Origin of the sequence: Oceanipulchritudo coccoides, from assembly GCF_010500615.1 — a bacterium.
Classification (GTDB): domain Bacteria; phylum Verrucomicrobiota; class Verrucomicrobiia; order Opitutales; family Oceanipulchritudinaceae; genus Oceanipulchritudo; species Oceanipulchritudo coccoides.
In genome coordinates this window covers 293883-308940 of sequence record NZ_JAAGNX010000001.1, presented here as the reverse complement: position 1 = coordinate 308940, position 15058 = coordinate 293883, and the positions used below count along the sequence as shown (strand labels likewise).

Here is a 15058-nt window from a genome sequence, read left to right as displayed (position 1 = left end):
GCTTAGATATCCACATCCCAGCTTCCTCCCTGATACGTAATGGTCGCGGATTTGCCGAACTTGATACAGAACGGGCAGGCCCCCACTTTTCCGCTGAGGCGTCCTTTACCGCGGAAGCTCAATTCACCGTTGGAAGTAAGGCCTATCATGGTCACTTCGCCCTTGATGGAGACAATACAGAGTGCTTCACCGCTGACGGACGCGTATATCTTTCCACCGAGGGTATTTCCTTCCGTGAAGTAGAAGGCCCCTGCGCCCACTCCCGCACTGATACGGAAAAAGCAGGAGGCGGGAATCCCGAGCACCGCTTCGGAAATCGGGATATGGCATTCACCATAAACATAAATCCCGGTGAAGGTCGGGTTCGGCGTCCCAAGCACATCAGCCACTTCCTCATCGACAAGAAGGAGCGGATCAATTGAGCAGGTGCGACCAAAGAAGACGCCCCCGTAAGCCTCGTAACTGTTGAAGGCTAGCCCGAGCTCGGCGGCGAGGTAGTTTTCCGTAGCCCCAAACATAAGGGAGGCCCCCATGTCGGTTATCTTGAAGGTCTCAAAGCTGACTTCCCCACTTGCCAGGTTAAACCAGCCACCAAGGCCAAGAAGTTTAAAATTCGGTGATGTCTGGAAGTTGAATTTTCCACCAACATCAATCCGCAGGTCGGGGGAGATCCATCCGGCAGGCACATCCGTGGCCCCAAGGGTCACCTCGGTTACCGGTTCGCCCGGCGTGCCGGGACTGCATGAGTCGTCGCCTTCCGAATCAAGCTGCTCAATAGTGAGGAATCCATTGAATTCCAGTTCATCGGGAACCATCAACTGGAGATACAGGTCGATATGGAGTCGCCGCAGGGCATCGCCGTTGAATTCAGCATTGCCTGTCACTTTACCAGCACCCATGACGGAATCAATATCGCCGAGGAATCCGGCAATTGAATCATCCACCTCCGAAAGGGCATCCGAAACAAGATCCCGAATGACCGAGTTGACTTGAGCAAATACTTCGTTCAGCGCCCCATTGATGGCGGCGTCAGCATCGTAGAGATATTGCTTCAGGGTCACTTGGATTTCCGCTACAAAATCCGCACTGAAGAAGATATCCTCGATTTCGTTACGGATGAGGGACTTGATCTCTGCCTCGGTGTAGGAAAGAAAATCCTGTGGATCAGGGATCGTGTTGAAAAAGGCGGTTAACTCGTTGTGAATCTGGTTGGTCAGGGTGTCGATTTCCGAGCTGGCATTGGCAAGGATTGTCTCAATCTCGACCAACATCTGGCCCGCCGGTTGAATGGCCAGGCGCACTTCACCGACCAGGGACCTCAAGTCAGTCAGGACAACGATCAATTGATCAATCGTCGGCTTGGCATCTTCCAGGAGAAGGTTGATGCGCGCGTTGAGGTCATCAACAGCCCCGGCAAGGAGCGCATTCAGTTCGTCACTGATTTCTGGAGCAAGCTCCTGCAGGAGTCGGTCAACAAGGGGGGCGATCACCTGGAAGTCCCCGTTCTGCTTGGCCAGCAGGGCCTGGAAAAACTCATCCGTGGGCAAGTCCTGCTGGGGAATGATATCGCCCTGTGTGTTTTTGTAGACCCCGTCAATTACGGCGGTAATTCCCAGTTCGATATCCTCCAATCGCCCATCAATCTCATCGAAGAGGTAGTTGGCGTTATCAACTTCGGTCGCGAGCGTTGAAATCAAATCCTGAAGGTTGTCCGTGATGGCCGGGTTCGCATTATCCTTCAAGAACCGGTCGAGCTTACTTTGAACCACTCCGACATTGTAGGTACTGTTGGCAGCGGCCATGGCCAACTCATCAAAGATGGGACAAACCACTTGGTCCTCGATGGTCGTGGCAAGGAAGTTCCCATACAAGACACGCATTTGGTTATCGAGCAGGTCGGCCATCCGGTCGAGACCCTCTTCGATGGAATCGACAATCGGCTTCTTGGCCTCAAGGAGAATAGCCTGATAAGCTCCTGTTGCCTCATCCACTTCGTTGATGACGAAATTCGTCAGGCTGATTTGCGGCATCCCCTCGTAGGTAATGCCAACCGTGAGCTTGGCTGTTTCCGCACTGAGATAGTCCAGCTTGTGTTCCGCGGAAATGACAAGCAGGTCATTTGTTTTCGGCTCGTAGGATTCAAAGGACCGCGTGCTGGTCGACCACTTCAGGGGATAATCAAAGTTGATGACGCCCAGCCAGTCCTGCCGGGCATGAATCAAGTAGTCGCTTGGGTCCCCATTGTTTCCTGTGTCGTTGCGATAAACATCTTCCGTGACTCCAACGGGAAATCCCTTGTTGCGATTGTCAAATTCGGAGCTGTTGAAGAAAGTGGAGACGCCGTCGACCCAGCCGCCCATCAGCGAGATGGGAACAGACTGAGTGGGCAGAACATTCCGGGCGCTGGTCTGCATGTGCACCTCAAGATCCTCAAAGAAGGCAACATCCATCGTTCCGGCAAAATTGATTTTGCCATCGCCCGGAGTCTGCTCGGAGGTGAGCGTGTAATTGTTGTAGTAAGCAAGGGATACAGGAACAAGCTCGTAGACTTCCGTTGAGGTGGCAGCCGGATTATCGGGATCAGTAAACTTCGTCGGCCCGTCAAAGCGGACAACGGAAGGCAAATGCAGTCGCGAATCCTCTTGGAGCGTGGATGACGAGGGGATCATGAGACTTCCCGACGGAAGGTATCCAAGGGTCCCATACAAAGGCACATCAATGTAGGCCGCCTCAGCTGAAACTCCCGCCAGAAAGAATGTGGAAGCGGTTGGGTCACAGGCATTCTCGGAAGCAAAGTCAATGGAGAGAATATCGATGTTCGCCAGCCAGTAGCTCATGATCTGGGAGCCACTTCCAGCAGGCACCTTCGCATGGTCAAGCCCACCGAGACAGGTAAAGAGCAACTCCTCGAAATCCTGTGTAAAGTCGCTTGGATAAGGCAGGAAAAGGGATCCCTCAGTCCGCGATTCGTCCGGGTAATTTGCCCGGTAGTTGAGGCCGTACTGGGTAAAGGTGAAGGCGTAACCATACAGTGATAACGAGCCGGGGAATGTTCCCGGTACTGCCTCATGAATGCCTGTCACACCCGCCTCCCGTATGTAATACTTGCTACGGCCAGTCAGGTCGAAAGTGACGGCCTGCCCGCCAATTGTGGAGGCGGACTGGAAGGCACTGTCCGAGACCGTTCGAAAATTGAAACCGGCATAATCGGCAAGGCCATCCTTGTAGACGGCCGTCGCCGGACGCTCAACGATCTGTGGATCTGTGGCGAGAAACCCGCTGTAAAGGATGACCCCCGGACCGTAAACACGCGCCGGTCCAGTATCCAAATCACCCCGGATAAAGTGGCCGGGCATATGAAAACTCGTTTCGAGAAAGGGGCTCGTTTCATGATGATATTGCCCCATGGAATCGATATATCCCCATGCTAATGACCCGGGAGTGACCGAATCATCCACCAAGCCGGCTGTGACAAGTCCGCCATCCGGCGTGAAAAGAAGGTTGCCGGTGGCTGAACCCATTCGCATCGTCTGCATCAGCGTTCCGGCCGCACAGGCATCATCCGTACAGGCCTGGTTGTATCGAATATCGAGCAGGTCAAAAGTCGACAGGTAGCTGGTGCTCACGTCGTAGACATCATCGATAATGGCAGCGTATCCCGCGAAATAGGTGACGTCCACGTCGTAGGGAAAGTGTGTCGTGAAAGAAGCACTACCAAAAGACACGTCCGCGGTGAGCTGCGACTCGCCGGAAGGTCCAGGCACGACTTGGATGATGTTTGAACTGAAGAGATTCCCCACCCCGCGGTAATATTGTTCGTTGGAGCGCTTGAATTTCTCCGAAGCAGGAATGGGAGCGCTTTCAAGCTTACTCAGCTCGTCCTCGCGCAGATAGCCGACAATCCCCGTTCCATTAGTCTGGAATAGCCCGGTCGAAACAGTCCAGTCAATGGCGGTTGCTTCAAAAGCGAGAGGTTTTGATTCTTCCACGACAAAGAAGTTTCCACCCGTGGAAAAGGTGTAATTTGCCACGGTCGGCTGCAGGTTTTGATCAAGGGGTTGCCCCGAGAAGACAAGGGTCCCGTCAAATTTGTTCTGCAGGGCAGTCGGCGCCCATCCCATGCCGGTTGGCATGTACACTGTCAGCGTGCCAAGGAGACCTGTGGTTGAGCCGTGGTCGAGGGTCAGGTTGCTGCGCTTGAAATTAACTCCAGCCACGGAATCCAGATCGGGGCTGGCGGGTGGACTCAAGGGGGTTGAAAAACTCGGTGTCACGACCTGCGCCGATCCGTCTGCATTCAGGCGGATACTCGGGCTTGTCGGTCCCCATGTGTAGCCCGGATAACCTGCCAAAACCCCCTCGGCATCCGTGAGGCTCGAACTGATAAAACTGGCGGACCATGTTCCGCTACTTGCCGGATCGTTGGTGAAGTCGTTCAGGCTGGTCTCAATCGAATTCCAGAACAGGCTCCCGTTGAAATGCATGAGGCGCGTGTCTGGGGTGTCCACCGAATTGCCGGTCCATTCCGTCCCGAGCGAAGGCACCTCAATGTGCGATACGGTCACTCGCGCATAATATTCCTCATTCACCGAATCCAGCTGCACCCCATCCGGGACAATCCCGAAAGTATGGTTCACCGTAGCCTCATTGGGAATCGAATTGAATAGAAAGTCGTAATTGTAGTTGTAGAGAAACTGAAAAAAAGTGAACCGGTCCTGCACGAGCGGTACCTGCTGATCGCCATTGACGGTGTCCCGACGCCACAGCTCCACATCGTAAAGAACCGTGGTCAGCGTCAGGAAACGAGAGGAGTTCCAATCGTCAAAACGGTGAAGGGTCGTATTCGCGGTGACTTCAAAATCGTACGCCGTCGCGCTTGGGGCGGCCCCAGCCAACGCGCTACGATCGGTAAAGGTCGCCGAGTTCACGACCGACAGAACATTCAATGCAGAATCCCCACTCAAGGTGCCGACAAAATGGATTATGTTCTGGAGAGGTGAGTCGAGACTGTCGTCTGTTCTCCAAAGATCAAAAAATCCGGAAGTATCCCACCAATAGACGATCGCCCGGATGCTGTACTCTTTCACCGGATCCAATTGCACCGAGGGGAAAAGCGTCCCGGAAAAGAATTCCTGCCGGCTCGTCGCAAGGGCCGCGATCGTGATGGGAAAGCCAGCGTCTGCATTCCCTTCCCAATCATCGTCGTATACCACCGTGCCTCCCGTGGTCAAAGGCACGGCAATCCCATCTCCGTCAACAAGCTGAAAGCCAACTCGGAACTCTCTGGTCACTTCCTGGCCAAAGTAAAAGGTCGTGTTCTTGGTGAAGGTGATCGTCGTTGAAGCCGAAATCCCGTTAAAAAAATATCCCGCGTTGGCAAACTTCGTCGGCGGATTATTGACGCTGTCCACCGATGCCGTAATGCCACGAATAACAAATTGCCCTTGCGCCTGCCATGGCAGGAAAAAGAGAAAAAACATCAGCAGATGGCACGGAATCAACGAAAAGGTCTTCATCAAGGGGTTGGCAACGTCTCGGAAACGGAACATCGGTCTGGATTTAGCGTTTTTACAAAATGGGATTCCATGCGCATCAAGGAGACCCCGAGGTCGGAACTTTATGGGAAAGCTAAGATGAACAATAACAGCTGCTTCTAGCATTAATGAGTTACCCTTATGCCAGTCAAGGGAACATTTGTAAAAATTCCCTGCCAGAGGAGGAAGGAACGCTCCAAAATTTCCTTGCCAAGGCAGATAGGGCGACCCACTTTGGGACGTTTAACCACATTTTTTACGCCGTACAAAGGAGTCTTAACCAGTGAGAGACGAATACATCAAAGCCGCCCAGAAAGTCATTCCCGATCCGAATATCCTGATCAACGTGGTCTCGCGCCGTGTGAAGCAGCTGAAATTCGGGCAAAAACCGCTTGTCGAGTCGCTTGAGCGCTTGACGCCCGAGGACACCGCCCTGCGGGAAATCATTGAAGGGAAGATCACCTACGAATTATTTGATCCTGAGAAGGAAGAGGCCTGAGGCTTTTCACTCTTTTCCAAAGACTGCGGCGGCTTTTCCTGAAAGCCGTCTTTTTTTCTCCCGATACCTGCCATGAGCCGCAAGAAGAAACAGGAGCGCTTCAAGGAGGTCCGCAATTCCCGCGCCCACAAGGATTTCTTTGTCGATGAGACCCTCGAGGCTGGAATTGTCCTCGACGGGAATGAGGTGAAGTCGATTCGCCAGGGCACGGTCCAGATTGGCGAAGGTTTTGTGAGGATCGACAAGGGTATCCCCATTTTGTACCACGCCCACATCGCGGCCTACGCATTTGGCTCGCAGGCCAGTCATAATCCCTACCGGCCTCGCAGGCTCCTCCTCAACAAGCGGGAAATCCGCAAGTGGGAGCAGGCCATACAAAGCGGCGGGCGCACCATTATCCCTCTGAGAATGTACTTCAAGAAGGGGCTGATTAAGCTGGAAATCGGGCTTGCTCGTACCAAAAAACAGTACGACAAGCGGGAAGACATGAAGAAGGCGGTCGACATCCGCGAAACCCAACGGACGGTCAAGCACCACCTTTAGAGCGGAATGGAGCCAAAGCTGCAGATCATCCTGTTCCAGCCGGAGATCCCCCAGAATACCGGCAACGTTGGTCGGCTTTGCGCTTTCACCGGAGCACGACTCCATTTGGTCGGACCCTTGGGGTTCTCGCTCGACGACCGCTACCTGCGGCGCAGCGGGATGGATTACTGGAAGCACCTCGACGTGAAGGTACATGAATCCTGGGAGGCCTTCCGGGACGGCCCGGATTTTCCGGAACGCATCTGGCTCTTCACCACGCATGCCAGACAGAGCTATTGGTCAGCCACTTTCCAGCAAGGAGATGCCCTTCTCTTTGGCAACGAGGGCCATGGATGCCCTGGATGGCTTCATGAGGAGATTGGCGACACTCACCGGATCACCCTACCCCGTTTCAACGAACAACCCCTCCGTTCCCTCAATCTGGCCACTTCGGTCGGCATTGCCGCCTACGAGGCAATGCGGCAAATTGCCCTGCCGGGAGCGCCCTAAGGGTTTGACCTCTGCGCTTCCGTCAGCCATAACCCGTTAACCTATATCACCATGCAGTGCCCCAAGTGTGGAACAAAAGATACCCGCGTGATTGATTCACGTGTCTCAAGTAGTGGTTTGGCGATCCGTCGAAGACGGTCCTGCCAGAACTGCGGCTACCGCTTTTCCACTACCGAGGAAATTGTCACCGAAGACCTGTACGTCATCAAGAATGACGGCCGCCGGGAACCATTCGACCGCAACAAAGTCGCCGCAGGGGTTCGACGGGCCACCGAGAAACGCCCCGTCGATGGGGAACAAATTGAAATGCTGATTGCGGATGTCCTCGCTGACCTGGAGGTTGAATTTGATTCGGAAATTCCTGCCCGCGCCATCGGGGAACGCATCATGACGCGCCTCAAGGGAATCGACCAGATCGCCTACGTCCGCTTCGCCAGCGTCTACAAGCAATTCCGGGATATTGATGAGCTCGCCAAGGAAATCGACGGACTCCAAAAACAGTCCTGAGCGCGATCTTGGCGAGGACCTGGCGCGCCTGCATTGCCTGCAGGCCTTGTTTCCAGACTGGACTGGCGACGACGTCTTCCTGCTTCGCCAGATGAAAGATTCCATTGAGGAGTCGATCCGCCAACAACCCGACACTCCTGATACCTACGAGGTCTTCTCCGAATTAGCCACCTGCCTCCGGGGGAGTTCAGGGACATCCGTCCCGGCATCCTATGCCTTCATCCGCATTGATTTCTCCAACCGGACATGGGATCCTTTGTTCGCACAGCAGGAAATTGCCCGGGAACTGAAGAAACACGCTGGAACCGAGCAGATTTTCCTGCTCGTCAAGAATCTCCGGCAAGCACTGTTTCCGGCAGCCAAATACAAGACGCGCCTCCGCGAATCTGCCTACCTCGAGGCAACACGCTTTATTGATGAGTTAACCCGTCATTGGTCCACCTCTTCATCGCGGATTCATCTGCTCTATCTCTGAGATTCCCGTTACTTTTCTTCTTGCGATATCTGTCTCAATAGCACCAATTGGAGGGCAATGGAACACCCTTCTCCACCAATTGATCAAGGTGCGCAATGCATTGAGTCAGCCTGCGAAACCTTCAAGGCATACCTCGCCAAAAAAGGCCTCCGGGTGACTTCGCAACGGTTGGCAATTTTTGAGGCCGCGTTCAACCAGGAGGATCACTTCACGGCGGAGGAATTGCTGGAGCACGCCCGCAAGATCGACCTGTCCGTTTCCCGGGCAACCATTTACCGGACCCTTCCCATTCTCACCGAAAGCCTTCTCGTCCGGGAAATTGATGTGGGCCGCGACTATAAGTTCTACCTGGCCTGCCATGGCAAGAGCATCGATCAGGCACAGGTCGTCGATATTGAAAACGACAAGATCTACGAGATCGATGCACCCTTTCTTGAATGGTACGCCCGGTCGATCGCCGAAAAAATCGGGCTTGAAGCGGTCAGCCAGCGCTTGCAAGTGCAGGCGCGGCCAATGCGGAAGAAGGAACCTTCAAAAAAACCTGAATAATTACCGGAATCCGAAAATGTGGTTGGAATAGTGACCTCAGCATAAATTAGAGTGGACTGAATAATTCACCTGCACGTTTGCACCAACCATCCTAATCAGTAATTTTTAACATGACCAGCGACTTTGAATTCGAAATGGAATTCTGCCGGAGCATCCTCAAGCGCGACGCGGAAAATGCGGCGACAATTGAAATGCTTGCCGGCTACTGCACCAAAGCAGGAAACATCGACGAAGGCCTCGAGTTGGACCAGCGCTTTGTGCAGCTTCAACCTGACAATGCCGTTGGTCACTACAATCTCGCCTGTAGTCTCGCCCTCAAGAACCGGTCGGAGGATGCCATCTCGACGCTCCGGACAGCCTTTGAAAAAGGCTATCGCGACTTTGGCTGGATGATGGAGGACGCCGACCTCAAAGGCCTCCATGACAATCCGGCCTTCAGCGCCCTTCTGGCGGAATTTCGCGTACAGCAATAACTCTTACCTGTTTCAAGCCATGCCAACGGAACTACTTGATTTTGAGCCCAAAGTCTTCCCACCGATAAAAGGGGAACAACCATTGAGTGATCTCCAAAAAGAGATTGTCGCGCTCAAGAAGGAACGCAATGCGGTCATTCTGGCCCATAATTACCAAATTGAGCCCATTCAGAAAATCGCAGACTATCTCGGCGATTCCTTGGGGCTCGCCTACGCGGCAAAGGAAACAGCCGCTGATGTAATTCTCTTTTGCGGTGTCCACTTCATGGCGGAAACCGCCAAGATAATCAACCCGGACAAGACTGTCCTGCTCCCCGATGAGGACGCCGGATGCTCACTTTCCGACTCCTGCCCGGCCGACAAACTGGCCGCATGGCAGGATGCCCATCCCGGCATCTATACAGTCGCCTACATCAATTGCTCGGCAGCCGTCAAGGCACGCAGTGATCTCATTTGCACAAGCGGAAATGCCGTCAAGATGATCGAAAAGGTCCCTAAGGACCGCGAAATTCTTTTTGTTCCCGACCAGAATCTCGGTTCATGGGTGGCCCGCCAGACCGGCCGGCCGATGCAGCTCTGGCCGGGTAGCTGCTATGCACATGTGCTTTTCACCGCCCGGGCCCTCGAAAAGGTCCGCAACCAATTCCCCGGTGCCCCGGTAGTGGCCCATCCGGAATGCACGGAAGCTGTTCGCGACCTTGCCGATGAAGTCTGCAGTACTGAAAAAATGGTGACATTCTGCCGCGAAACTCCTGCGGATAAAATCATTGTGGTTACAGAAACGGGAATGATCCATCGACTGCAAAAGGAAATCCCCGACAAGACATTCATCGCCGGACCAACCGAGACCTGCGCCTGCAATGACTGTCGCTTCATGAAAATGAACACACTTGAGAAGGTCCGTGACGCGCTTCGCAACATGACTCCGGAAATCTCAATGGATGAGGAACTTCGCCGAAAAGCTGCAGTACCAATTGAGCGGATGCTCGAATGGAGCCGGGCGTGAACCCGGAGGAAATTGCCAGGAGAACTTATTTCTGGGATCGCTTCCGCGGATCCGGACAGGGAATTGTTGAAACTTGCTGGCGTGTCTTTGCACTCCTGGTGGCTATTCGCGTCTTTTCTGCGGATGAATCCCTCAAGCAGTTTATTCCTGCCGGTCTTGGGATTGGATTCCTTCTCTCCCCGGTTGGCTTGAGCCTTGCCAACCGGCTGCCCCTGAAAATTTCGACAATTGTCGCCTTGTTGTGGGTCGGTGTGGCAGGCGGGCTTGCTGGGATGATACTGAGTCCTTCGATAATACCCTTTGTCATCTTTGTTGCCTGTGCCCAGATAGCGGCAAGCCAGGGAGTTGCCATGCAAACGCATCTGTACTCGGTGAATTATCCCGCAAACAAGCGAGGTAGTTGGCTTTCCACGACATTCCTCCTGGCAAGTTTCATGGGCATCGGGTTCGGATATGTTGGAGGAGAGCTTCTTGACTGGGATGTCCACTATTATCCGGTTATTTTCGGCGTGGGGATTATCGCCGCACTCTGCTCCGCCTTTTCCGCATGGCGTATCCCGTCTGAATCAGCGCATTCACTGCAAACCCAAAACCCCATCAAGAGCCTTGCCATCGCCTGGCATGACCGGCTCTTCGGGATGATGTTATTCGCCTGGATGCTTATGGGTCTTGGAAACCTGATGATGATTCCGATCCGGGTCGAATACCTCGCCAATCCCCTTTATGGTATCAATGCTTCAAATACACAGATCAGTGCCCTGCTGATATCGACCGTCCTCACCTTTCGCCTCATCTCAACAAAGATATGGGGATATCTTTTCGACCGGATCAACGTGGTGATCCTGCGTGTTTCCCTCAACATGGTCTTTGGTGCCAGCATCTTCTTCTTCTTTTTCACCGACCGGATCTGGGTCATGGGTATTGGTTGCGCCCTGCTAGGGACAGCCTTTGGCGGCGGCGGCATTCTCTGGTCCCTTTATGTCACCAAGATTGCCCCGCCAGACAAGGTTGCGACCTACATGAGTGTGCACAGTTTCATGACAGGTCTGCGGATGGCTTTTGCCCCACTGATCGGCTACAGCGTCATGGAGTTTACCCACCCGGCCTTTGCGGCTTGGATTGCCTTGCTTCTGATTGGCATCTCCACCCTGATTTTCCTGCCGCTCAAGCCACTGATCGATGCCAAGGCAAAGACCTTGGACAGTCCGCCTGAGCCAAGGTTGAATTCCTCTAATCCGGCTTGAACAGGAGCTCCAATACTTGCCGGCCACCTCGCCCGATTGACCAGGTCCCGTTTTCCTCGAATACGATTCGCCTGCAGGCAAAGCGTTCCAGTTCGTTCCTGTTCACCGCAACCACACTGATGTCTCCGGGATTGCTCACGCCCCGCAGGGCCTCCTCGGGCAGCGCTTCCAGGGAAAGCGGCAAACCCCAGGCGCTCAACAGAACCTGCCAGCCCTTGCGCTCCGTCCCAGAGACACCGGATAGCTTGAGTTGTGGGTATCGTTCAAGAAAATCCGGATAGCGGCGGCTCCTGATATGCAAGGCAACCGCTGGTGGAATTTGCTCAACATATTCAAGGACTGACCCGACCCGGCCATCGCGAAAGGCCTCAAAAAAATCCAGAGGATCCCAGCCGACAAGATTCATTCCATTGTAGTCACCATGCTGGTTTTTGGAACTGAACCGCTGCCGCTGATACCACCCTTCAAAGTCATCACTCAGACGAAGTCCTGTTTCCAGATGCAAGTGCGCCCTTGAGCGCGGAATGGAATAGCCGCCCGCGCTGCGTCCCATGATTCCGATCAGGTCACCCGCTTCGATCCGGTCGCCAATGGCAAGTGAATCCACAACGGAAGCAAGATGCGCATATAGCGTGTACATGGCTGGCTCGATTCCAGGGTGCTCGATGACCACGTACCGTCCGTAACTGCTGTTGCCCGCGACCCGGCTAATGTGCATGACGAGACCATCAAACACCGCAGTCACGGGATCTGTCGCTTCCCCTTTCCGCCTTTCCAAGACAGGGGCGATATCTATCGCTTCATGAAAGCGCCTTCCATTGTTTCGCGTGCAACCAAACAGTGCACTCTCGGGCGTTCCTGCCGCTGTCGGCTGGACAAAACTGCTGTATGGTTTGCCCTCTGAAAATGCCTTGCCCGGAACAGGCCACTGTGGTGCCGCGGCATTGAGAATGCACGAACCGAAGAGTAGCACCCAAAGCCAGGATGCTCGGAATTGTGGCAATCCCGTCATGTTAAAAGGACTGGAGGATATCAGTAATCCCGCTGAAATACGCTGTGACAAAGGGCTTGGCGACGAGCAGGTAGAGAACAGCTCCCGCGGCAAGAGCCGGCCCGAATGGGATACGGTGGCCCTCATCCTCTTCCCCCTCCTTCTTTTTCTTCATGAAAGGCCAGAGAAACAGGAGAAGAAGGCACCCAAGGACCGAGCCGCCAAAAAAGGCGAAGATGGACCCTTGCCAGCCACAGAAAGCGCCGATGGCCCCCATCAACTTGACGTCCCCGAAACCCATTGCCTCCTTCTTGAGCAATGCCTCCGCAACAAGGGCAACCCAGAGAATCAAACCGGACCCAACAAAGGCCCCAAGGAGGGCGGCAATGGCCCCGTGGGTTCCGTCAATGACGAAAAATCCGCTGGGATCAACTCCATGTATCGATGGGACCACTACACTCAGGATGACCCCAATGATAAAGCCGCCAATCGAAAAAGTGTCCGGAATCTCCATCGTATCCAAATCTATCAAGGCCGCCGGAATCATCATTCCGGCAAAAATCATCCAGACAATTCCTATGGGCCACCCGCCGGCGATCCAGAGGCCGAGAAAAACCAATGCCGTTCCGAGTTCAACCATCGGATAGCGGATACTGAAATGCTCCCCACAATGGCGGCATTTACCGCCCAGAATGAACCAGCTGAGAATTGGTATATTGTCGTACCAGGCAATAAAGGCCCCGCATTTGCATTGGGAACGCGGGCTCACCACCGACTTTCCAGCTGGCATGCGATAAATGACCACGTTGAGAAAACTTCCGACGCAGGCACCGATGGCAAATACCAGTGTCCCAAAATACAGGGTCATAAAGAGCGTCTCATCCATTTTGTGTTCTTTCCATTAATTGGGCCTCTGCAGCCTTTCGCATTGTTTCCGCCGGCACAGGATGCCCTGTCCAGATTTCAAGACTTCGCGCACCCTGCCAGACCAGCATGGACAGACCGTCAGCGTAGGGAATCCCTTCCCGGGAGGAGAGTGCGGCCAATTTGTTCCGGACCCCGTACGTCGTGTCGTAAACGCAGGCACCACGACGCAGGTAAGTCTCTGCAATCGGGCAGGGATCGGAGTCCTTCAGTCCCAGTGAAGTTGCATTGATCAGAATGCTTTGTTCCGCCTGGTCATCCGGGGCACTGGCAGACAGGCAAAATCTCAGCTCAACCGTGCCACAATCAAATCCATACAGTTGTTCCTCCAACTCACCCAAGCGCTCCTCGCTTCGGTTAACCACCGTCAGGCGGTGGCATCCGGCTTGAAGACAGGCCACAACAATTCCCCGGGCCGCCCCACCCGCTCCAAAAAGCCAAATGTCCTGCCCCTTGAGCGGCTTTCCGAAGGCTTCCAGAATCGCTTTCCCAATTCCATACCCATCTGTATTGGTTGCCCGATAAGCATTATCGGTGCGAATGAGCGTGTTCACGGCACCCATGGCCCGAACGGACGGATCAATCTCCTCGACCAGCTCCAAGGCACGCACTTTGTGGGGGAGGGTCAGGTTAATACCGAAGACGCCCGCCGCGTGAAGAGTCTCCAGCGCCTCTTTCAACCGGTCCGCAGGCACATGGACGGCGGAGTAGGCCCATCCGTCAAGATCGGGATGGGATCGGGCCATCTCCCGCAAGGCGGCATTGTGCATGGCCGGGCTGAGTGAATGCGAGATGGGATCCCCAAGAACGACCAGTCGCTTACCAGGAGGCGCTTTAAAAGAGAGGTTTTCGAGACTTTGAGCGCGCATGACCGATATTTAAGCCTCGCTGCGCCGGCGATAGGTCTCCTCAAATTCACGAACAAATGTCCGGAAGCGATTTGCCCAGCGGGGTTGTTGGCGGGCCTCGAAATGCAGGACCAGGTTCCGGCAAACCCGGCAAAGGACTTCGCCCACGGGCATGGGCACAAGATGGTGGAATTCAGGTGAAACGTGATGCTGGGCAAGAAGCTCTCTCAGCTCGTCAACCCTCCGGAATCTTCCCCGTTCATAGGGATCGATATAAAACGGTTCAGGTCCCTGGAAACAGCCAACAAGGAAGTGACCGGGCAGCCCAATCGGTTCAAGATCCATCCCAAGTCGCTGACCCAGAAGGATATAAATCGATGACAAGAGGATCGGGAGTCCTTTCCGGCGACGGAAGACCGCCTCAATACAGCTATTCAGGGGATCATCGTAATCCTCCGTATTTCCACGGAAACCGGCCTCATGGAAGAGGACACGGTTGATCAGCTTGCATTGCTCGCCCGGATTCATTGGCGCGGTCGAAATTTCACGGCAGCGGTTTGCCAGCGCGTCCAGACCGCTCTGCAGGGGCTGTATCTTGAGATTGGGGAAAATGACCCGGTTGATCATGAAAAGGCCGGTTTCCAGCTCGTAATGGAGGCTGCGGATGAAGTCCAAAAACATCTGGGAGGGATCAGGTTCGGCAATTGTCCCGAGAATCCGGGTCGCAGGAGCTTTCAAATCAGCCGATTCCTCGCGGATAACCCGGTCAAGGATTGTCACCCCCGCTCTGCCCAGCCGCTGGAATTCCTCCTTCAAGGCCTTCTGCACCAAGGGGGAAGGATCATCCAGCAGCTTGACTAATGCTGCTTCCTTTTCGTAACTGACGACACGTTCCGCCATGGACCCAACTGAAGCGTTTTTCGAATCACGATCAATAGAATTCCAATCAAGAGAAATCATGAGCGGGCGGGGCAGC

Annotated in this window: 14 protein-coding genes; 9 read left to right on the top strand and 5 right to left on the bottom strand. The window is 54.2% G+C overall.

Annotated features, from left to right (window positions below):
* Positions 1–2: 2 nt before the first annotated feature.
* A complete protein-coding gene (locus tag G0Q06_RS01175) occupies positions 3–5549 on the bottom strand; it encodes a hypothetical protein (RefSeq protein WP_163961628.1) in 5547 nt (1848 codons plus the stop codon).
* 268 nt (positions 5550–5817) lie between these two features.
* Between G0Q06_RS01175 and G0Q06_RS01170 the strand changes: the two genes are divergently transcribed.
* From G0Q06_RS01170 to G0Q06_RS01130, 9 genes are all read left to right on the top strand, one after another.
* Positions 5818–6033: a DNA-directed RNA polymerase subunit omega gene (locus G0Q06_RS01170; RefSeq protein WP_163961626.1), complete on the top strand. Its 216-nt coding sequence runs from the start codon at positions 5818–5820 to the stop codon at positions 6031–6033.
* A gap of 72 nt (positions 6034–6105) precedes the next feature.
* Positions 6106–6576, top strand: a complete 471-nt coding sequence (gene smpB, locus G0Q06_RS01165; RefSeq protein WP_163961624.1) for an SsrA-binding protein SmpB — start codon at positions 6106–6108, stop codon at positions 6574–6576.
* Positions 6577–6582: 6 nt separating this feature from the next.
* Positions 6583–7065, top strand: coding sequence for a tRNA (cytidine(34)-2'-O)-methyltransferase (locus G0Q06_RS01160; protein ID WP_163961622.1), 483 nt, complete (start codon positions 6583–6585; stop codon positions 7063–7065).
* Between the two features lie 51 nt (positions 7066–7116).
* Positions 7117–7572: a transcriptional regulator NrdR gene (gene nrdR / locus G0Q06_RS01155; protein WP_163961620.1), complete on the top strand. Its 456-nt coding sequence runs from the start codon at positions 7117–7119 to the stop codon at positions 7570–7572.
* On the top strand, positions 7529–8047 hold the full coding sequence (locus G0Q06_RS01150; RefSeq protein WP_163961618.1) for a hypothetical protein: 519 nt from the start codon (positions 7529–7531) through the stop codon (positions 8045–8047). The genes nrdR and G0Q06_RS01150 overlap by 44 nt, the downstream gene beginning before the upstream one ends.
* A gap of 57 nt (positions 8048–8104) precedes the next feature.
* Complete coding sequence (locus G0Q06_RS01145) at positions 8105–8596, top strand: Fur family transcriptional regulator (protein ID WP_163961616.1); 492 nt, start codon at positions 8105–8107, stop codon at positions 8594–8596.
* 110 nt (positions 8597–8706) lie between these two features.
* Positions 8707–9069 carry a TPR end-of-group domain-containing protein gene (locus G0Q06_RS01140; protein ID WP_163961614.1) on the top strand — a complete coding sequence of 121 codons (363 nt, stop codon included), beginning with the start codon at positions 8707–8709 and terminating at the stop codon, positions 9067–9069.
* Positions 9070–9088: 19 nt separating this feature from the next.
* The gene (gene nadA, locus G0Q06_RS01135; protein WP_163961612.1) at positions 9089–10075 is read left to right on the top strand and encodes a quinolinate synthase NadA; all 987 of its coding nucleotides are present in this window, start codon (positions 9089–9091) and stop codon (positions 10073–10075) included.
* Entirely contained in the window at positions 10060–11319 is a 1260-nt protein-coding gene (locus G0Q06_RS01130) for an MFS transporter (RefSeq protein WP_163961610.1), read from the top strand. Before nadA ends, G0Q06_RS01130 begins: the two co-directional genes overlap by 16 nt.
* Here G0Q06_RS01130 and G0Q06_RS01125 read toward each other — a convergent pair.
* Genes G0Q06_RS01125 through G0Q06_RS01110 form a run of 4 tightly spaced genes read right to left on the bottom strand, consistent with a single transcriptional unit; the run spans position 11306 to position 14982 of the window.
* A complete protein-coding gene (locus G0Q06_RS01125) occupies positions 11306–12331 on the bottom strand; it encodes a M23 family metallopeptidase (RefSeq protein WP_163961608.1) in 1026 nt (341 codons plus the stop codon). The two genes, G0Q06_RS01130 and G0Q06_RS01125, sit on opposite strands and share 14 nt — an antisense overlap.
* Before the next feature lies 1 nt (position 12332).
* Positions 12333–13196, bottom strand: coding sequence for a prepilin peptidase (locus G0Q06_RS01120; RefSeq protein ID WP_163961607.1), 864 nt, complete (start codon positions 13194–13196; stop codon positions 12333–12335).
* Positions 13189–14103 carry a shikimate dehydrogenase family protein gene (locus tag G0Q06_RS01115; RefSeq protein WP_163961605.1) on the bottom strand — a complete coding sequence of 305 codons (915 nt, stop codon included), beginning with the start codon at positions 14101–14103 and terminating at the stop codon, positions 13189–13191. Before G0Q06_RS01115 ends, G0Q06_RS01120 begins: the two co-directional genes overlap by 8 nt.
* A gap of 9 nt (positions 14104–14112) precedes the next feature.
* Positions 14113–14982, bottom strand: a complete 870-nt coding sequence (locus tag G0Q06_RS01110; RefSeq protein ID WP_163961603.1) for a transglutaminase-like domain-containing protein — start codon at positions 14980–14982, stop codon at positions 14113–14115.
* Positions 14983–15058: the final 76 nt, after the last annotated feature.

Coding starts and splice junctions, on each gene's coding strand:
- G0Q06_RS01175 (WP_163961628.1), bottom strand. CDS start 5,549: ATGTTCCGTTTCCGAGACGTTGCCAACCCCTTGATGAAGACCTTTTCG.
- smpB (WP_163961624.1), top strand. CDS start 6,106: ATGAGCCGCAAGAAGAAACAGGAGCGCTTCAAGGAGGTCCGCAATTCC.
- G0Q06_RS01160 (WP_163961622.1), top strand. CDS start 6,583: ATGGAGCCAAAGCTGCAGATCATCCTGTTCCAGCCGGAGATCCCCCAG.
- nrdR (WP_163961620.1), top strand. CDS start 7,117: ATGCAGTGCCCCAAGTGTGGAACAAAAGATACCCGCGTGATTGATTCA.
- G0Q06_RS01150 (WP_163961618.1), top strand. CDS start 7,529: ATGAGCTCGCCAAGGAAATCGACGGACTCCAAAAACAGTCCTGAGCGC.
- G0Q06_RS01145 (WP_163961616.1), top strand. CDS start 8,105: ATGGAACACCCTTCTCCACCAATTGATCAAGGTGCGCAATGCATTGAG.
- G0Q06_RS01140 (WP_163961614.1), top strand. CDS start 8,707: ATGACCAGCGACTTTGAATTCGAAATGGAATTCTGCCGGAGCATCCTC.
- nadA (WP_163961612.1), top strand. CDS start 9,089: ATGCCAACGGAACTACTTGATTTTGAGCCCAAAGTCTTCCCACCGATA.
- G0Q06_RS01130 (WP_163961610.1), top strand. CDS start 10,060: ATGGAGCCGGGCGTGAACCCGGAGGAAATTGCCAGGAGAACTTATTTC.
- G0Q06_RS01125 (WP_163961608.1), bottom strand. CDS start 12,331: ATGACGGGATTGCCACAATTCCGAGCATCCTGGCTTTGGGTGCTACTC.
- G0Q06_RS01120 (WP_163961607.1), bottom strand. CDS start 13,196: ATGGATGAGACGCTCTTTATGACCCTGTATTTTGGGACACTGGTATTT.
- G0Q06_RS01115 (WP_163961605.1), bottom strand. CDS start 14,103: ATGCGCGCTCAAAGTCTCGAAAACCTCTCTTTTAAAGCGCCTCCTGGT.
- G0Q06_RS01110 (WP_163961603.1), bottom strand. CDS start 14,982: ATGGCGGAACGTGTCGTCAGTTACGAAAAGGAAGCAGCATTAGTCAAG.